At 61.0% G+C, this 18,345-nt stretch carries 19 protein-coding genes; 10 read left to right on the forward strand and 9 right to left on the reverse strand.

From position 1 onward, the window contains the following. Positions 1-179: 179 nt before the first annotated feature. Positions 180-479, reverse strand: coding sequence for a hypothetical protein (locus A6U87_RS03305; RefSeq protein ID WP_065689782.1), 300 nt, complete (start codon positions 477-479; stop codon positions 180-182). Positions 480-701: 222 nt separating this feature from the next. Then, the gene (locus A6U87_RS03310) at positions 702-1,379 is read right to left on the reverse strand and encodes an outer membrane protein (protein WP_158007253.1); all 678 of its coding nucleotides are present in this window, start codon (positions 1,377-1,379) and stop codon (positions 702-704) included. A gap of 489 nt (positions 1,380-1,868) precedes the next feature. Between A6U87_RS03310 and A6U87_RS03315 the strand changes: the two genes are divergently transcribed. The 4 genes from A6U87_RS03315 to A6U87_RS03330 all read left to right on the forward strand — a co-directional run bounded on the left by A6U87_RS03315 (position 1,869) and on the right by A6U87_RS03330 (position 6,613). Further along, a complete protein-coding gene (locus tag A6U87_RS03315) occupies positions 1,869-2,441 on the forward strand; it encodes a BA14K family protein (RefSeq protein WP_065689783.1) in 573 nt (190 codons plus the stop codon). 174 nt (positions 2,442-2,615) lie between these two features. Next, a complete protein-coding gene (locus tag A6U87_RS03320; RefSeq protein ID WP_065689784.1) occupies positions 2,616-3,431 on the forward strand; it encodes a bifunctional allantoicase/(S)-ureidoglycine aminohydrolase in 816 nt (271 codons plus the stop codon). Positions 3,432-3,575: 144 nt separating this feature from the next. Further along, on the forward strand, positions 3,576-4,469 hold the full coding sequence (locus A6U87_RS03325; RefSeq protein ID WP_083199257.1) for a beta-1,6-N-acetylglucosaminyltransferase: 894 nt from the start codon (positions 3,576-3,578) through the stop codon (positions 4,467-4,469). 305 nt (positions 4,470-4,774) lie between these two features. Beyond that, entirely contained in the window at positions 4,775-6,613 is a 1,839-nt protein-coding gene (locus A6U87_RS03330; RefSeq protein WP_065689785.1) for an ABC transporter ATP-binding protein, read from the forward strand. A 46-nt stretch (positions 6,614-6,659) separates the two neighbouring features. Here A6U87_RS03330 and cysN read toward each other — a convergent pair whose 3' ends face one another. From cysN to A6U87_RS03345, 3 genes are all read right to left on the reverse strand, one after another. Continuing rightward, positions 6,660-8,144, reverse strand: coding sequence for a sulfate adenylyltransferase subunit CysN (cysN, locus tag A6U87_RS03335; RefSeq protein WP_065689786.1), 1,485 nt, complete (start codon positions 8,142-8,144; stop codon positions 6,660-6,662). A 1-nt stretch (position 8,145) separates the two neighbouring features. Next, positions 8,146-9,099, reverse strand: coding sequence for a sulfate adenylyltransferase subunit CysD (cysD, locus tag A6U87_RS03340; protein WP_065689787.1), 954 nt, complete (start codon positions 9,097-9,099; stop codon positions 8,146-8,148). Between the two features lie 106 nt (positions 9,100-9,205). Beyond that, a complete protein-coding gene (locus A6U87_RS03345) occupies positions 9,206-9,949 on the reverse strand; it encodes a phosphoadenylyl-sulfate reductase (protein ID WP_065690247.1) in 744 nt (247 codons plus the stop codon). 412 nt (positions 9,950-10,361) lie between these two features. Here A6U87_RS03345 and A6U87_RS03350 point away from each other — a divergent pair, with 412 nt between their 5' ends. The 3 genes from A6U87_RS03350 to A6U87_RS03360 all read left to right on the forward strand — a co-directional run bounded on the left by A6U87_RS03350 (position 10,362) and on the right by A6U87_RS03360 (position 11,479). Beyond that, entirely contained in the window at positions 10,362-10,808 is a 447-nt protein-coding gene (locus A6U87_RS03350; protein ID WP_065689788.1) for an Rrf2 family transcriptional regulator, read from the forward strand. 90 nt (positions 10,809-10,898) lie between these two features. Then, complete coding sequence (locus A6U87_RS03355; protein ID WP_244499413.1) at positions 10,899-11,120, forward strand: CopG family transcriptional regulator; 222 nt, start codon at positions 10,899-10,901, stop codon at positions 11,118-11,120. Further along, on the forward strand, positions 11,114-11,479 hold the full coding sequence (locus tag A6U87_RS03360) for a type II toxin-antitoxin system VapC family toxin (protein WP_065689790.1): 366 nt from the start codon (positions 11,114-11,116) through the stop codon (positions 11,477-11,479). The genes A6U87_RS03355 and A6U87_RS03360 overlap by 7 nt, the downstream gene beginning before the upstream one ends. A 1-nt stretch (position 11,480) precedes the next feature. Here the strand turns inward: A6U87_RS03360 and A6U87_RS03365 are convergent, their stop codons facing one another. Continuing rightward, positions 11,481-12,842 carry a chloride channel protein gene (locus A6U87_RS03365; RefSeq protein WP_065690248.1) on the reverse strand — a complete coding sequence of 454 codons (1,362 nt, stop codon included), beginning with the start codon at positions 12,840-12,842 and terminating at the stop codon, positions 11,481-11,483. A gap of 153 nt (positions 12,843-12,995) precedes the next feature. Between A6U87_RS03365 and A6U87_RS03370 the strand changes: the two genes are divergently transcribed. Together A6U87_RS03370 and A6U87_RS03375 are read left to right on the forward strand one after the other, a co-directional pair. Then, positions 12,996-13,268, forward strand: coding sequence for a YlcI/YnfO family protein (locus A6U87_RS03370; protein WP_065689791.1), 273 nt, complete (start codon positions 12,996-12,998; stop codon positions 13,266-13,268). Then, positions 13,265-13,564, forward strand: coding sequence for a type II toxin-antitoxin system RelE/ParE family toxin (locus tag A6U87_RS03375; RefSeq protein WP_065689792.1), 300 nt, complete (start codon positions 13,265-13,267; stop codon positions 13,562-13,564). Before A6U87_RS03370 ends, A6U87_RS03375 begins: the two co-directional genes overlap by 4 nt. 3 nt (positions 13,565-13,567) lie before the next feature. Here A6U87_RS03375 and betA read toward each other — a convergent pair whose 3' ends face one another. The 3 genes from betA to betI form a co-directional block, all read right to left on the reverse strand. Continuing rightward, complete coding sequence (gene betA, locus A6U87_RS03380) at positions 13,568-15,220, reverse strand: choline dehydrogenase (protein ID WP_065690249.1); 1,653 nt, start codon at positions 15,218-15,220, stop codon at positions 13,568-13,570. Positions 15,221-15,423: 203 nt separating this feature from the next. Next, entirely contained in the window at positions 15,424-16,893 is a 1,470-nt protein-coding gene (gene betB / locus A6U87_RS03385; protein WP_065689793.1) for a betaine-aldehyde dehydrogenase, read from the reverse strand. After that, the gene (gene betI, locus A6U87_RS03390; RefSeq protein ID WP_065689794.1) at positions 16,890-17,489 is read right to left on the reverse strand and encodes a transcriptional regulator BetI; all 600 of its coding nucleotides are present in this window, start codon (positions 17,487-17,489) and stop codon (positions 16,890-16,892) included. Before betI ends, betB begins: the two co-directional genes overlap by 4 nt. A gap of 137 nt (positions 17,490-17,626) precedes the next feature. On the opposite strand from betI, the gene A6U87_RS03395 reads away from it, so the two are divergent. Then, positions 17,627-18,175 (forward strand): HdeD family acid-resistance protein, encoded by a 549-nt coding sequence (locus tag A6U87_RS03395; protein ID WP_065689795.1) that lies wholly within the window; start codon positions 17,627-17,629, stop codon positions 18,173-18,175. The last annotated feature ends 170 nt before the right edge of the window (positions 18,176-18,345 follow it).

Consider the following 18,345-nt stretch of genomic DNA (forward strand, 5'->3'; position numbering starts at 1 on the left):
AGAGTGCCAGATTGAAAACACAGCAGCTGCGATTGGGGAAGGTGGCCCGAACAACGTATGTTCAGGTCGATGTGGCACCTTTCATGCGAGGATGTCGGGGCAGTTGAGGATGTCGGGGCAGTTCGGGATGCCAGCGAAAGAGGGGCGCCTCGAATGTGTCCAAAGCGCCCGCATAGATTCTACCGGTAGCAGACTCGGGTCGATCGCGTGACCCAGCGATTGGCGTGTTCGCTGTAATATCGCTTGTTCTGTGTTCTGCAGGATGCCTTGTGCCGCGGGTATTGCTCACGATAGTAGCGAGGATACTCCGGTTCATAATATCGGCGGTAGGCCGGCCGGTAGCGAGGATAATCGCCGTAGTATCCGTCATGATACCCGGGGCTTCCGAATTGAAAATAGACGCCGTCTGCAAGGCTGGGAGCAGCAGTGGCGGTCAGCGAAGCAAGCGCAACGATTGCGCCGATAAGAAGCTTTTTCATTGTCATCTCCATCAGTTAGACAACTGCATGGATCCGAAAATGTTCCAGTTGGCCTGAATTGGCGATGAAGCCTATGTTCATGTTTCAGTCACGTCGCGCCCGGAGATTTGGGCGCCAGACGAGATGTTCCGAGCGCGCGCAAATGGCGGTTTCGGCAGGCGCGACCGGCAAGGAAAAGCCCCGCCGAAATGACGGGGCTTGCAGCGCGAGAGCGTAGCGGACTTAGAACTTGAAGCTGACGCCGAGCCGAAGCTCATTGGTGCTCAGATCGGTATCGATACCGACAGGCGCACCGGCAATGGTGTTGGTCTTGCTGCCGAAGTCCGTGTAGCGGTATTCGAAGCGACCGATAATGTTGTCGGTGACAGCGTACTCGACACCGGCACCGACGGTGTACCCGACAAAGGTGTCACTGAATTTTTGGCTGAGGCCCGGCACCACGATTGATGTGTCGACATCCGCGATGGCAACGCCACCCGCGACATAGGGCAGGAAGCGGTCGACGGCGTAGCCGACGCGGGCGCGAAAGGCCGCTGTCCAGTTGACATCAACCTGGCCGTCTACCCCTGTAATCGCAACACCCGGTACTGTGAATGCGGACCGGTCGTCCGCGCTGCTGGCCGATATGTCACTCTCCAGGCCGATGACGAAGGAATTTGGCGCCTGGAAATTGTAGCCGATGTAGGCGCCGCCGAGCCAGCCGTCCGGATCCGGATTGCTCTGCGCAAAGCCGCCGAAGTCTACCTTCGAATCGCCCCAGGCGTGACCGGCATCCAGACCCACATAGCCGCCGCTCCAGTCGAACGCCGATTTCGCTGCCGTGTCGGCGGTGAGATCCGCGGACAGTGCCGACCCAGCAGTGGCGGCAACGATGGCAACGGCGGATAAAAACGTCTTCATTTCAATTCTCCCAACACTCATAAACACTGAAGCAACCGGCAATCCTATTCTCCGCGACTCAGTCGAGCTTCACGTCGTATGGTTGCATCAATCTCTCGGCTATCGCGTGTCACGGCGCCAAGCAATAGCAGCGGTTGGAGTCCGCCACAGTTTCCGGGCCTCGTGGTTTGGAAGGCACACTTAGAATTGAGGGGTGGGAGATTCGGTTTTGATGGCGGCCGCGATGCCTCACGGTGCGATCACGATTTCGCAACAATCATTGATGTTTATCCGCCGAAAGGGATCGAGGTATTGGCGCCGCCGGCGTCTGGAAGCTGATGCATTCGGGACTTCCGGCCTGCTGTCCAAGCAGCTCGTCGTTCAGTGACAGTAGCTCTCCGGCGCGCTCTGACACGGGATCTTGTGGTCTCGATGAGAATATGTTGATACCACCACTGGTTTTGGAAATCATGTTGTCCATATTCTCTGCATCAACATTGGAGGTTTTGAATGAGGAAATTGGCGATTGTCGCTGTGGCGGTGTTGACGGCGGTGGGAAATTCCCTGCCGGCAGCTGCCTTTCCCGTGCCTGAAGCCGTTGCCGTTCGTGCTGTGACGGATGGGGACGTACAGCAGGTGCGCACCTGCAGCGGCCCGCACTGCAAACCGGCAAAACGACCTCCGCATGCCGGCAAACCCAATCGCCCGCCGCCGCATCATGCAAACCGGCCGAGCCGGCCTCCGCCACACAATTCGCATCGCCCGAGCAGGCCGCCGCCACACAACTCGCACAGGCCACGGCCACCGCAGAACGGCTGGTACAACGGGCATCGTGGCTACAGGGACTATCGGTACGGCTATCGTCGCGGCAACGATGGGTGGTGGTATCCGCTGGCTGCCTTCGGGACCGGCCTGATCATCGGTGGCGCGGTCGCCAGTCAGCCCAGCTATGCCCAGCCGAGCTATTCGTATGGCAGCGCGCATGTGCAGTGGTGCTACAACCGCTACAAGACGTACCGCGAATACGACAACACCTATGCGCCGAGCGTCGGCGTTCGGGCCCAGTGCGTATCGCCTTATTGAAACGGCGTTAGCGACGAAGAGAAGAAGCCCCGCCCCGCGTGCGGGGTTTCTTTTTTTTGAGCTGTCCCCTCTGCCTGCCGAACGGGAAAAGGAGTCTTGCCAATCTAGATGTTGCCTGCCGCATATCCGGCGCCTAAAGCTGGTAGGCAACTCCGTGTCATGAAAAGTGGATCGATGAGCAACTTCTATTCCAGCTTGGGTGGCCTGCCGCCGCAGACCGAACTACTGTCCAGCAAGGCCGTTTTTACGACCGCCTATGCCGTCATTCCCCGCACGGTGATGACGGATATCGTCACCAGCTTTCTGCCGCACTGGACCGGCACCCGCGCCTGGGTGATCTCTCGCCCGATGACCGGTTTTTCCGAGACCTTCTCGCAGTACATCATGGAAGTGCAGCCGGGCGGCGGCAGCGATCGACCGGAGCCGGAAAAGCGGGCCGAAGGCGTCCTCTTCGTGGTCGACGGCGAGATGACAGTCGAGTTTGAAGGTGCCACCCACCCGATGCGCCCCGGTTCATTCGCCTTCCTGCCGGCAGGCTCGAAATGGACGCTGTGGAACAAGAGCGGGGCGCCCGTGAAGTTTCACTGGATCCGCAAGGCGTTCCAAGAAGTCGAAGGGCTGGAGCCGCCACCCGCGCTCTTCACGCATGAAGAGCAGAATCCGCCGCAGTCCATGCCGGATACCAATGATGCATGGGCGACGACCCGCTTCATCGATCCCGCCGATCTTCGCTACGACATGCACGTCACCATCGTCACCCTGGAGCCCGGCGGCGTGATCCCGTTCATGGAAACCCACGTCATGGAGCATGGCCTCTATGTGCTGGAAGGCAAGGCGGTCTATCGCCTGAACTCCGACTGGGTCGAGGTCGAGGCTGGCGACTTCATGTGGCTGCGCGCCTTCTGCCCGCAGGCCTGCTACGCCGGCGGTCCCGGCCGCTTCCGCTACCTGCTCTACAAGGATGTCAACCGCCACATGTCTTTGTGGTAACCGCCACGGCGAGGTCTTGCATCGGCGCGCGGCACCGCACGGAGCAGACCTTTGTCAGGGCTGCGCGGCCCATGTGCTCCAAAGGAACAGGGAGGCTACGACTTTTTCTCCCGTTGTGACGGGCGGTCTCAGCCCGGAGAATAGGTGGAATGTCATCTTTCCCTGGAGGGCCTCGTGATCGTTGCCTACCTGCTTTTGGTGCATGCGAATTTGAAGCAAGTGACGCGGCTCATCTCGGCGCTTCCCGAGGAGTCGCCAGTCTTTATTCATGTCGACACGAACGCAGGCCGGTTCTACGAAGAATTGCGGGACGCGATGAAGCGTAGGGCGAAAACGTACTTCGTACCTCGCTTCCGCAGTCGATGGGCCAGTCCGGGCATATCGCGCGCAACGTTTTCGTTGATCAATGCAGCGATCGAAAGTGGCGTCGAATTTGACTATGCGACTTTGCTGTCCGGCGCGGATTATCCTATCAAGTCCAATGAACAGATAGCGGATTTCCTTGCGCGCGCGAAAGGAAACGAGTTCATCGAGAGCTTTGCTATGGAAAAGCCGAACCGGTGGACCGAGATGGGTGGCCTCTATAAGGCACCGGACAGGGCGCTTCGATATCACCTCCGCATTCGTGGCCGCGTTTACAACACGCCGATAACGCGGAGCATGCCCTACGGCCTCGTTGCTTACGGTGGCAGCCAGTGGTGGACGCTAACCAGAGCCGCGGTCGAATACATCGACGTATTCCATCAGAAGAGCCCCAAGTTCGATCGTTTTCTGCACGGCACGTTCATTCCCGATGAATTCGTTGTCCAGACCATACTGAGCAATTCGCCGTTCGCCGGCAGGATCGTGGGCGATGACCTGAGGTTTGCGATCTGGGACAGGCCGGTTCCTCCATATCCCGCGACATTGAAGTGTGCGGATGTTCCCGAACTGCTGGCATCAACTAAGCTGTTTGCCAGGAAATTCAGCGACAGCGTCGATTCCGATGTGCTTGATCACCTCGATGCGGCCATTGGCAACAAGGTCGTTGCTGCCTGAGATCACGAGAACCGCTGGCTGGTCGGCAATGCCTGCTGTGAAACGAGGCGCCAGCTCGATGCGCTGGAAGGCAAGCCGATCCGTCGTAGGAACTCAACCGGCTCGTCGAAGCAGGCATCTCATCAGCACGGAACGCCCACTGTTGCCCGCAAATGACATCCTTCGCCTTTCTCCCGTTTCAATATTGAGAAGGCGGCACTTGTCTGCGATGCTCAGGTTTCTATTGCTGAAGCTCCGGGAGACCAACATGAAAACGATCCTGTCCAACCAGAAAGGAAACATCCACCACAAGGACATGTCGCTTCATGATTTCTCGGTTCTCGCGTGCAAGGAAAAGCACGCCACGCCATAAACCCTCTCTTCGGTTCCTCCAGACCCGCCAGACCGACGCCGACCGCGAACGCCGGCGCTCGCGCTGGCGCAAGTTTCTCTCCTATTATCGGCCGCACCTGCCTTTGCTGCTGGCGGACCTGTTTTGCGCAATCCTCGTTGCCGGCACCGCAATCGCTTTGCCGCTGTGCGCCAACTACGTCACGCGCTATCTCCTGACGCTTACCGACACGCCGCAGGCCCTCAATGAGATCCTAGTCATCGGGGCTGCCATGCTCGTGATCCTCGCGGTCCAGAGCGTCGCCATCTTCTTTGTCGACTATCAGGGGCATGTGATGGGCGCCCGGATCGAGGCGGCCGTTCGTCAGGAGCTCTTCGAGCACTGCCAGAAGCTCTCGTTCAGCTTCCACGATACACAGCGCACCGGTCAGCTGATGAGCCGTATCACCAACGATTCGCTATGGTTGGGCGAGCTTTTCCATCATGGCCCCGAAGATCTCTCCATTGCCGTGCTCAAATACGGCGGCGCGATGATTGTGCTCTTCTATATCGATCCGCCCCTGGCCGGTATCATCCTTCTGCTCACACCGCTGGCGATCGCCTATGCGTTGCACTTCAATCGACGCATGAACCACGCGCTTGACGCCAGCAAAAAGCAGATTGCTGCCGTCAACGAGCGCGTCGAGGATGCTTTGGCCGGCATTCGTGTCGTCCAGTCCTTTGCCAACGAGGGGAGGGAGAAGGAGCGCTTCGCGGATCTCAACCAGGGCTTTTTGAGGAGTCGTGCGGACGGATACCGCAGCGAGGCCTGGTTCTCCGTCGGTACGGAGACCTTTGCGCAGCTCATCACCATCCTTGTCATCATAGTAGGGGCCATCCGTATCCTGACGGCGGAACTCTCGGTCGCCGACCTGCTGACATTCCTGCTGTGCGTCGCGGTGCTGGTCGATCCGGTGAGGCGGCTGGCCAACTTCGTGCGGCTTTGGCAGGAAGGCTACACCGGTTTCGTCAGGGCGATGGAGATACTGGAGATCGCGCCCGACATCACGGACCGCCCCGGAGCCCGGCCATTGTCGGTTCCGAACGGCGAAATCCGCTTCTCCGAGGTCACCTTCGGCTATGCCGAGGACGGCGCCACCGTGCTCGACGACGTATCCCTCACCATCGCGCCGGGCGAATTCGTAGCCTTGGTCGGGCCCTCGGGCGTGGGAAAGAGCACGCTTTGCGCGCTCATTCCACGCTTCTACGACATCCAGGCAGGAACGATCCGCATCGATGGCGTCGACCTACGCGACGTGACGCTGGCGTCGCTGCGCCGCCACATCGGCATCGTTCAGCAGGATGTCTATCTGTTTGCCGGCACGATAGCGGAAAACCTGCGCTATGGACGACCGGATGCGACGGATGCCGAGGTGGTGGCTGCCGCGCTTGCCGCGAACGCACATGACTTCATCATGGCGCTGCCGGATGGTTACGAGACCGATATCGGGCAACGCGGCGTCAAGCTCTCCGGCGGCCAGCGCCAACGGCTCACGATCGCCCGCGTTTTCCTCAAGGACCCGGCGATCCTGATCTTCGACGAAGCGACGAGCGCACTGGATAATGAGAGTGAGCGTGCGGTCCAGCGGGCGCTGCTTAGCTTGGCGGAGGGGAGAACCACACTGGTGATCGCTCATCGCCTCTCGACCGTTCGCCATGCCGATCGCATTCTGGTCCTCACGGGCGACGGCATCGTCGAGCACGGCACCCATGATGATCTCATGGCGAATGATGGGGTCTATGCCAATCTGCATCGGGTGCAGGCAAGCATGTAGAAATCGTGGCCCGCTCGATAGGAGCGGGCCACGATCAAGCCTATCGTTAGATATCGCTAGCGGCGTTCGACCAGAGATCGGCGGCCTGCGCGGCCGTCATGCGGCGCACTTCCGCCTCGTCACGGCGCTTGGCGAAGAGCTCGCTTGCCATGATCTGGTCGGCAAGATCCGCCGGCAGCGACAGGATCACGCGGGCATCGCCGCTATGGATACCACCGAGCTCCGAGCGCTTGCCCGTCACCATGCCGCCGGCGACCGTATTGTTGGTCTCAGGATCGATCAGGATGAAGGCGCCCGAGGAGCGGTTCTGCTCGTAGGGGTCGAAGATCGCCGCTTCGTCGAAGGTCAGGTGCACCTTGCCGATGGCGTTCATGTAGAGCGTCTCGGCCGAGGTCCATGTGCCGGTCTTCAGCTGCAGCTGCGCGACAGGTTGAACCTGAACGCGCTGGCGGCGGCTGCCGCTCTTCAGCCAGTAGCGCTTGCCGGACTCGATGCCCTCGGGCTGTAGCGCGACGATCTGGGCGTCGAAAGAGAGGCCCACCTGCGGCTGGCTGTCGATCGAAACGATCATGTCGCCGCGCGCCACGTCCACCTGGCGGTCGAGCACCAGCGTGATCGCGTCTCCGGCGACGGCGGCGTTGCGCACGAGGTCGAAGGTGACGATCTTGGAAACGTTGGCGACCATGCCCGACGGCAGGATCATGACGCTGTCGCCCGGCTTCACCGAACCGCCGGCAACCGTGCCCTGATAGCCACGAAAGCTCTCGCCCGGGCGCGACACGCGCTGGACGGAAAGGCGGAAGCCGACCGTCTGCGACGAGCGCACGGTGGCAAGCTCCAGCGTCTCGACAAGCGTCGGCCCGGCATACCACGGCATGGAGGCTTCGCCGGAATAAACGACGTTCTCGCCCTTCAGCGCCGACATCGGGATGGCGGTGATCTGCTTGACGCCCAGCGACAGCGCGAATTCGCGGAACTCGTGAACGATCTTCTCGAAACCGGCGCGATCGTAGTTTGTGAGGTCGATCTTGTTGACCGCAAGCACGAACTGCTTGATGCCGAGCAGCGAGGCGATCGTCGCGTGACGGCGCGTCTGCTCGAGAATGCCGGCGCGGGCATCGACCAGCAGGATGGCGAGATCGGCGGTGGAAGCGCCGGTTGCCATGTTGCGCGTGTATTGCTCATGGCCGGGGGTGTCGGCAACGATGAACGAGCGCTTGTCCGTCGCGAAATAGCGATACGCGACGTCGATGGTGATGCCCTGTTCGCGCTCGGCCTGCAGGCCGTCGAGAAGCAGCGCGAAGTCGGGCAGGCCGAGGTCGTTCTGCTTGCCGGTCGAATCCCGGCGCAGCGTCGCGGCCTGGTCTTCCTTGACTGCCTTGGTATCCCAGAGCAGGCGACCGATCAGCGTGGACTTTCCGTCGTCGACGCTGCCGCAGGTGATGAGGCGCAACGGTCGCGTGTCGCGCACGGCCTGGGCGGGCTCGGCGGCGGGGGCGGCGATGGCGCTTGCTGTTGCTGCTGCAGTCATCTCAGAAATATCCTTCACGCTTCTTTTTCTCCATGGAGCCGGACTGGTCGCGGTCGATGGCGCGGCCCTGGCGTTCGGAGACAGTGGCAATTTCAAGTTCGGCGATGATGTCGTCCATCGTCGTGGCGGTGGACTTGATCGCGCCCGTCAGCGGGAAGCAGCCGAGCGTGCGGAAACGGATGAAGTCTTCCTGCTTCGTCTCGCCGGGCAGCAGTTCCAGGCGCGGATCGGAGGCCGAAATCATCATGCCGTCGCGCTCGACATAGGGGCGCTTGGCGGCGAAGTAGAGCGGCACGATCGGAATATTTTCCGCCTGGATGTAGCGCCAGATGTCGACCTCGGTCCAGTTCGACAGCGGGAAGGCGCGCACACTCTCGCCGCTGCGGATCTGGCCGTTATAGATGTTCCAGAGCTCGGGGCGCTGGTTGCGCGGGTCCCAGCCGTGGTCCGGCGTGCGGAAGGAGTAGATGCGTTCCTTGGCGCGGCTGGCTTCCTCGTCGCGGCGCGCGCCGCCGAAGGCCGCGTCGAACTTGCCGGCGTCGAGCGCGTTGCGCAGCGCTTCCGTCTTCATGATGTCGGTGTAACGCGCCGAGCCATAGGTGAACGGCGTGATGTTTTCGGCCGCACCGCGCGGATTGATGTGCTCGATCAGGTCGAGATCGTATTCCTTCACGATTTTGTCGCGGAAGGTGATCATTTCCGCAAACTTCCAGCCGGTGTTGACGTGAAGCAGCGGGAAGGGCACGCGGCCGGGATAGAAGGCCTTGCGCGCCAGATGCAGCAGCACCGAGCTATCCTTGCCGATCGAGTAGAGCATCACGGGACGCTCGAACTCGGCCGCCACTTCGCGGAAAATATGGATGGATTCGTTTTCGAGCGCCTTCAGATGCGGATCGAGCGGTGGCTTGGTGCTCTGCGGATTGCTGAGTTCCGTATCCGGACGGGTATCGGGCATGTCTTACTCCAGACTTCGGTCGTTCCAGGCCGGATAGCCGGAACGCAATTTCGCTTGATCTTCGGGGAGCGGCGACGACAGCCGCGCTTCGGTCCCGAACTTCGGGTTACTGTCGGGCGGGGATTGCCGAGGCCTCTTCGGCAACATGCAGACCGCATTCGCGCTTCTCGTCCTGCTCCCACCACCAGCGGCCGGCCCGTTCGGGCTCGCCCGGCTTGATGGCCCGGGTGCAGGGTTCGCAGCCGATCGAGGGATAGCCGCGCGCATGCAGCGGATTGATCGGCACGCTGTTGTCGGCAACGTAGGCCTTGATCACGTCGATATCCCAGTCGGCCAGCGGGTTGACCTTCAGGAGATGGCGTTCCGCGTCATACTCGGCAAACGGCGTATCGGCGCGGTTGGTGGACTGGCCACGGCGCAGGCCGGTGATCCAGATCGTCGCCCCTGCCAGGGCTCGCGCAAGCGGCTTCAGCTTGCGCACGCCACAACAGGCATGTCTGGCTTCGACGCTTTCATAGAAACCGTTCAGCCCGTATTTGGCCGCATAGGCGTCGATATCGGCCTGTTCCGGCTCATAGCGGTTGATGTGTATGTCGTACTGCTTTTCCGTCTCGTCGATCAGGTTGAGCGTTTCGGGGAAAAGGCGGCCAGTCTGCAGCGTCACCACGTCGATCGGCAGGCGATGGTTGCCGATTTCCGCCGTGATCACCTGGTCCTCGATGCCGAGAGAGGTTGTGAAGACCACGCGCCCGCCAAGACCCGATACGAACGACAGGCGTTCTGCCAGGCTAAGGGTAGCAAGTTTCGCGTTCAGCGTTTCCGCTTCTTCGATTGTATGGGCAACAGTCATGGGAATCCTGTCCTTGATGTTGGCCGGAGTATCGCAGGTCAGGAAGGGATCGGACAGAAACGGGCATTTCGAATGCGGGCGCGAAAGGAGCAAATATCTCTCCCCGGCCGCTGCAATGCAGAAAAGCAGCCGCGCCGACGATGGAAATCGTCTGCGCGCCTCAATGTCTATTGATTTAGTAGAGTTACACGTTGCCTGTCAACCGGAAATGTGAATTGATGGCGCGGCAGCCAAATTTTAGCGTAGGGTCATATTCATTGGCCGAGGGCAAAAAACAAGGCCAAAAAACCTTATGTCTCAGGCGTTTCGCTTCTCTGTTCAAATTCCGTTCATGCTGGAAGTGCAATAGAGACATGGTCAGTATTTCGGTGGGTCGGGAATCGGTCTGCCCTGTGTGTGTCGACGGTCCAGAATGATAACGCAGAAAGCCAAATACGCGCTGAGAGCGCTCACCGTGCTGGCCCAGGCCGACAATGGCGAGCCTGTGATGATTTCCGATATCGCGGCGCAGCAAAAGATACCCAAGAAGTTTCTCGAGCAGATCCTGCTGGACCTCAAGCATCAGGGTATCGTGGTCAGTCGCCGCGGCAAGCAGGGCGGCTATCTGCTCCTGAAGCCCGCCGACATGATCACATTCGGCGAAGTGCTTCGCATCATCGACGGCCCGATCGCGCCGCTTCCCTGCCTGTCGATCACCGCCTATCGCAAATGCGATGATTGCGACGGCGAGCAGAACTGCGAAATCCGCCACGTCTTCGCCAAGGTCGCCGACGCCACCCGCAAGGTGCTTTTCTCCACGACCATCGCCGACGCGGTGGCTCCCGCCAAGGTCGCTCAGGTGACGAGGATGCTGGCTTAGAGCCGCCCACAGTCATCGGCTCCATCCGAGCCACTGAATTGTATTCATGCGATATGTGATATACATTGATGATATCATATATCGGAGTGCATGGTAGTGAGGACGCTTGTTGATATCGGCGACGATCATCTGAAGGCGCTGGACGAAATCGCCGCGACGAAAAACGTGTCGCGTGCCTCTCTCATTCGCGAGGCGGTCAGCGCATTCCTCGAACATAGCTCGATCGACGAACGAAGCCAGGCATTTGGGCTTTGGGGGAAGCGGAAGATCGACGGTCTCGCGTATCAGGAGGAGATCAGGGGCGAATGGTGAAGCCGCTGTTCGATACCAATATCCTCATCGATTACCTCAATGCTGTCCCACAAGCCGCTCAGGAGTTTGATCGGTACGACACGGCGGCTATCAGCATTATCACGTGGATGGAAGTGTTGGCAGGCGCCAGACCGGATGTCGCGGATGCCACGCGTCGTTTCTTGGCAGGCTTCCAGATCATTTCGCTGGAAGCCTCCGTTGCGGAGAGGGCCGTCGAGATCAGGCAGGAATATAGGATCAAACTGCCGGATGCCATTATCTGGGCAACCGCCGACACGAACTCGATGCTGCTCGTGACGCGCAACAGCAAGGGTTTCCCGACGGACACGCCGGGTGTGCGCATACCTTATGCGCTCTAGGCTAGCCCGTCGCTTCCTCGGCGTTTGCCTTGTGCTCTGCTGCCCGTCGCGCGCGGATCGTTGCGGCGATGAATACGCGCGACAGGCCGTGATAGAGCGGTTCGCGCGACAGGATGCGTGACGTGATGTAGCCGATCATCGACACGGCCATGATCGGAATCACGGCCTGATGGTCGCCGGTCATTTCGAGAATGATCACGAACGCCGTCATCGGCGCCTGTACGACGCCGGCAAAATAGCCCGCCATGCCGAGAATTGCCGCGAGCGCAATGCTGCTGCCGATCAGTGTGCCGACCGTGCTGCCGAAACCGGCGCCGACTGCAAGCGATGGCGCGAAGATCCCGCCCGGTATGCCCGAGATCATCGAGAGGAAGCTCGCAAGAAGTTTTTCCAGGAAGAAGAACAGCGGCAGGGCCTGTCCCTCGACAGCGCCTCTGGCCTGCTCGTAGCCGGTGCCGAACGTCGTTCCGCCCGAACCGATGCCGATGAGGGCAATGGCGAAGCCGCAAGCGCTGGCGAGAAGGAGCATGCGTTTCAGTGGCTGCGGTTGCGCCCAGCGCCGGACGCGCTGGCCCACATGCAGCGCAAAGCCGCTGAACCCGGCGCCGAGCGCTCCGCCACCCACGCCGCAGATCAGCACAAGCCCCCAATCCGCAAGCTGCATCGGCGCGATCGAGGTCGAGCCGAAATAATTATAGCTGCCGGAAAGGCCGAGTGCGGCAAGGCCCGACAGGATGACGGCCGTCAGGACGAGCCCGTTCGACCTGGATTCGTAGGTGCGGCTCATTTCCTCGATGGCAAAGACGATGCCGGCGAGAGGCGTGTTGAAGGCCGCCGCAATGCCTGCCGCCGAGCCCGCGAGGATCAATCCGCGCGCCTGCGCCATTCCCCCGAAGCGCGCCACGGCAAGCATGATCGAGGCGCCGACCTGCACCGTCGGCCCTTCGCGCCCGATCGATGCGCCGGAAAACAGGCCGAGCACCGTAAGCAGGATCTTGCCGAAGGCGATCCTCAGCGAAAGCAGCCGGGAGCGGTCCGCCTCGTCGTGCAGGTGCCGCGCCGCGATCGCCCGGGGTATGCCGCTCCCCTGCGAATTCGGAAACAGCGTTGCCGCAAGATAGGCCGAAAGCGCAAACCCCAGCGGCGTAATGAGCAGCGGCAGCAGGAATGCCCATTCGCCGGATGTGGTCACGCTGAAAAACGCCTTCTGCGCGAGGTCGGCCAGCTTGGCGAAGCCGACGCTGATCAACCCTATCGCCAACGCTCCGCACCAGAACACCAGTCTCGGGCGCCAAAGCGAAAACGAGCCCCAAAAGACGCGTGAGCGGCGGAGCAGTTTGGATTTGCGGTAGGATGGGGGCATGAACTGAGAGACCGGTAAGGCAACCAAAAATTGGTGGGAATGCTTGCTTCAGCAAAGCCTTATCGGCCTCTAGGGGACCGGGCGCAAGGTCCTAGTTGACCATACGGCCGTTTCTCCTATCATGCATCGCAATTGCAACGCGTGAGGTCTGCCATGAAATCCGCAACGCTTCCTTCGCTTCGCGTCGATCCCGAACTGCGTGCCGCCGCCGAAAGCGTGCTGGAGGAAGGGGAAACGCTCTCCGCCTTCGTCGAGAGTTCGGTCCGTGCGCAGATACATTTTAGACGCACACAAGACGAGTTCATCGCGCGTGGGCTGGCCTCTCGCGATGAAGCGAAGCGAACGGGCGTCTACCATAGCGCGGAAGACGTACACGCTGAACTCCGGCAGATGCTGGCTGACAAGAAAGCCGAGCTCGGCAAGTGAGCTACAAGCTGCGTTACTCGCCAGCGGCACGATTGGAGCTTCGGCGTCTCTACGGGTTTCTTTTGGATCGTGATCCCGTCGCTGCTGAAAAAGCGATCGATGCGATCGAACGCGCAGTCGGAGGCCTGGCGGATTTCCCGTTCTCATCGCGAAAAGCTCGCAACGACATGCCCTTGCTGCGTGAACTGGTCATCCCTTTCAGTAACTCGGGCTATGTCGCTCTTTACGAAATAGAGGATTCGGAAACAGTGACGATCCTCGCCGTCCGCCACCAGCGCGAAGACGACTACCACTGAACCCTACCGGTCACTCAGCTCCCAGCGCGGATTGATCCACGGCTCCTGGTTGGAGCGCGGCAACGGCTGCTTGCCGAGGATGTGATCGGCGGCTTTTTCTCCGGTCATGATCGAAGGGCCGTTGAGGTTGCCATAGGTGACATGCGGGAAGATCGATGAATCGGCGACGCGCAAGCCATCCACGCCGATCACCCGCGTTTCCGGATCGACCACCGCCATCGGATCATCCTTGGCGCCCATCTTGCACGTGCCGCAGGGGTGATAGGCGCTCTCCAGATGCTCGCGCAGGAAGGCGTCGATCTGGTCATCGGTCTGCACCCCTTCGCCCGGCTGGATTTCCGGGCCGCGATAGTGGTCGAAGGCCTGCTGGCCGAAGATCTCGCGGGTGAGACGAACGCAGTGGCGGAACTTCTCCCAGTCCTCCGGGTGGCTCATATAGTTGAAGCGGATGAGCGGATCGGCCTTCGGATCGGAGGATCGCAGTGTAACGTTGCCGCGCGATTTCGACAGATTGTAGCCGACATGCACCTGGAAGCCGTGGCTCTTGGCCGCCGCCTTGCCGTCATAGCTGATCGCGACCGGCAGGAAGTGGTACTGGATATCGGGTTGCTTCACGCCCGGGGCCGAGCGCAGGAAGGCGCAGGCCTCGAACTGGTTGGAGGTTCCGAGGCCGGATTTGGTGAACATCCATTGCGCGCCGGCGACACCCTGCCAGAACCACGGCAGCCACGAATAGAGCGAAACCGGCTTGGTGCTGACCTGCTGGAAATAGAACTCCATGTGGTCCTGCAGATTGGCGCCGACCCCCGGTCGATCGGCCTTGACCTCGATCCCCATGTCGTTGAGGTGCGCGCCCGGACCGATGCCCGATAGCATGAGCAGCTTCGGCGAGTTGAAGGATGAGGCCGAAACGATCACCTCGCGGTTCGCCTTGACGACCTCGACCTTGCCGCCGCGCTCGATCTCGACGCCGGTTGCCCGGCCGTTCTCGATCACCACTTTCTGCGCGTGGCCATAGACGAGCTCGACGTTCGGCCGCTTCAGCGCCGGCTTCAGATAGGCGCTCGCCGCCGACCATCGCCGGCCCTGAAAGATGGTCTGCTCCATCAGCCCGAAGCCTTCCTGCTTCGAGCCGTTATAGTCCTCGGTCGCCTCGAAACCGGCCTGCTTTCCGGCCTCGATGAAGGCGTGGAAAAGGGGGTTCTTGACGCCGCCGCGCTGCACATGCAGGGGGCCGTCGGTGCCGCGCCATCCCTCTTCGCCGCCGTGGCTATGCTCCATTCGCTTGAAATAAGGGAGGACATCGGCGTAGGCCCAGCCATTGGCCCCGAGCTCTTCCCAGCGATTGTAGTCTTCCGCATGGCCACGCACGTAGACCATGCCGTTGATCGACGACGAGCCGCCGATCACCTTGCCGCGTGGCGCGGTGATGCGTCGGTTGTTGAGATTGGGTTCCGGCTCCGAGAGGTAGCCCCAATTGTAGCGCTTCATGCTCATCGGCCAGGCAAGGGCCGCCGGCATCTGGATGAACGGCCCGAAATCGGAACCGCCAGCCTCGATGACGATAACGGTATTCTTGCCGTCTTCCGACAGCCGGTAGGCAAGAGCCGAACCGGCCGAGCCGGAGCCGATGATGACGAAATCTGCCTGCTGCATGATGAGTTCCATAGCTCTCTGTGTCGTGTCGAAGACCCCGCCCCAAACCCCTCCCCACAAGGGGGAGGGGCTTAACCTGCGGCGCCGTTTCAATTCTGCTTTCGATGCGGAGCCAGTGGCGCCGATATCTTGCAAAGTCGGTGCGGCGGGTTAGTCCCTCCCCCTTGTGGGGAGGGGTTGGGGAGGGGCCTTAAACCCTGGTCTCAATACGGCGCCTGCACCGGCCCCATGCCGACATAGACCGTCTTCAGCTCCGAATAGTGCTCGAGCGCGGCGAGCGAATTCTCGCGACCGAAGCCGGATTGCTTCGAGCCGCCGAAGGGGATTTCCACCGGGCAGAGGTTGTAGGTGTTGATCCAAAGCGTGCCGGCTTCCAGCTGGTCGACCACGCGGTGCGCGCGGGTCATGTCAGCGGTGAAGACGCCGCCGGAGAGGCCGAATTCGGTGGTATTTGCACGGACGATCACATCCGCCTCGTCATCGAAGTCGAGCACGCACATGACGGGCCCGAAGATTTCCTCGCGTGCGATCGTCATGTCGTCGGTGACGTCGGCAAACACGGTCGGCTGCACATAGTAGCCTTCGCCGGAGACGTTGTTCGGAATGCCGCCACCGGTGACCAGCGTCGCTCCCTCGGCTTTGCCTTTCTCGATGTAGTCAAGCACCTTGCCGCGCTGCGCCCAGGAGACCATCGGGCCGAGCTGGGTCGCCTCGTCCATCGGGTCGCCGATGGTGATCGCCTCTGTGCGTGCCTTCAGCCGCTTCAGGAATTCACCCTTGATGGCCTTGTGGACGAAGACGCGGGTGCCGTTCGAGCAGACCTGACCGGTCGAGTAGAAATTGCCGAGCATGGCGCCGCCGATGGCGCTGTCGATATCGGCATCGTCGAACACGATCAGGGGCGACTTGCCGCCGAGCTCCATGGTGACATGCTTGAGGCTGCCGGCGGCGGCGGCGGCGACCTTGCGGCCTGTCGGCACCGAGCCGGTCAGCGACACCTTGGCGACATCGGGATGATTGACCAGCAGCGGACCGGTGGTGCGGTCGCCCTGGATGACATTGTAGAGGCCCTTCGGCAGCCCCGCTTCGTGCAGGATCTCGGCGATGGCAAGCGCGCCCAAAGGCGTGTTTTCCGAAGGCTTGAAGACCATGGCGTTGCCGGCGGCCAGCGCCGGCGCACCCTTCCAGCAGGCGATCTGCTGCGGATAGTTCCAAGCACCGATGCCGACGCAGACGCCGAGCGGCACGCGCTTGGTATAGGCGAAGTCGCCGCCAAGCGGGATGTAGGAGCCATTGAGACCGGCCGCGATCACGCCACCGAAGAACTCGAAGCTGTCGGCGCCCGAAGTCGGGTCGGCGACGATCGTTTCCTGGATCGGCTTGCCCGTGTCGAGCGTCTCGAGTTCGGAGAGTTCGCGATTGCGCTCGCGCATGATGTCGGCGGCTCGCTTCAGGATGCGTCCGCGCGCCGTCGGGCTCATGGTCGCCCATTCCGGCTGCGCGCGCTTGGCCGCTGCGATCGCCTTCTCGACGATGGCTGGCGTTGCCGCATGGAGCCTCGCAATGACCTCGCCGGTTGCCGGATAAAGGCTTTCGATGATGCTGCCTGCTTCGTCTTCGACATATTCGCCGTCGATGAAGTGCGACGCCTTCGGTTGGGCTCTGAGGGTCATTGGTTCGGTCCTTTCGGAAAGGCGGCGAGCGCCGAATTGATGTAGTCCTCGGTCAGCGAGATCGACGCCTCGATGCTGATCGGCGCAGATTTCAGACTTTGGCGGATATAGAGCCCGTCGATCATCGCGGCCGCGCCCTCTGCGATGCGTTCTGCGGCATCCGCGGGTCCGAGCGCCTTCAGGCTGGCAAGCAGGTTGGAGCGCAGGCGCCTGGCATAGATGACCAGGAAGCGGCGCGTTTCTTCCGAGCGCTGCGCTTCGGCGTAGAAGGCGAGCCAAGCGGCAATGGTCTGCGGCGCGAATTGGTCGGCTTGGAAACTCACGCGGATCACGGCGGAAAGCTTCTCGCGTGGCGTATGCGCCGCCTTGAGTGCTGCCACGGCATCGTCGCGCAGCTGCTTCAGCAGAAAGCGCACGGTCTCGATCAGCAATTGCTCCTTGCTGCCGAAATAGTGATGCGCAAGGGCGGGGGAAACGCCCGCCTGCCGGGCTATCTCGGACATGGTGACGCTCAGCGAGCCGTGATCGCCGATCACGCGCAATGCCGCGTCTACAAGCGCCTTTCGGCGCACGGGTTCCATTCCAAGTTTCGGCATGAAGTCGCTCCAGATCAACGCATCTTAATTTTGATTGACTGATCAATCAATAAAAATACCGTCGGGTTTTCCGACTTTTATCCCTTTTCATCTATCTTGCTTGTGGCATATTTCCCTTACCAACCGGGAGGTGCATGATGACCGATGTTTCGAATGGAATGCCCTTTTCGTCCCTGCGGTCGAAATGGATCTGGTTCGTGGTGCTGGGCGTGCTTCTGCTGGCCTGCGGTATCATTGCCGCCGGGAATGTCGCGATGGCGACCGTGGTGTCCGTCTTCTATGTCGGCATCCTCATGCTCTCGGGCGGCGTCATCTACCTTATTCACGCGTTTCAGGTGCGCAGCTGGGAGCAGGTGCTGTTCTGGGCATTGAGCGGCGTGCTCTATGTGCTCGCCGGCGTCTTCGCCTTGATGAACCCCATTCTGGCATCGGCGGCCCTGACGCTCTTCCTGTCGATAGCGCTGCTGATCGCCGGCATTTTCCGCGTCTTCATCGGCTGGCGCATGCGCCCGCTGAAAGGCTGGGGCTGGGTGCTGGCAAGCGGTCTCATCACCGCGCTCGCCGGCGTTGTGATCTACCTCGGATGGCCCGCGAACAGCCTTCGGATTCTTGGTCTTTTCCTCGCCTGCGACCTTCTCATTCAGGGCTGGTCGATGCTCGCCTTCGGCCTTGCGATCCGCCGCTGACTTATGCCCGCAATCCACAGGCTCGTCTCACGGATTGTTTCTTTTTTGACAAGCATGTGAGCGGCGTCTAAAATTAAAGACCTGAAGGCAGCCGCGGAAACGGCGGTGTCCGTGGCATCTGCCTGAAGCTGATTGAGAATCCCCCGACTGGGCAGTCTTCTGTCCGACGA

It is taken from the genome of Rhizobium sp. AC44/96 (genome assembly GCF_001692185.1).
In the GTDB taxonomy this organism is placed as follows: Bacteria; Pseudomonadota; Alphaproteobacteria; order Rhizobiales; family Rhizobiaceae; genus Rhizobium.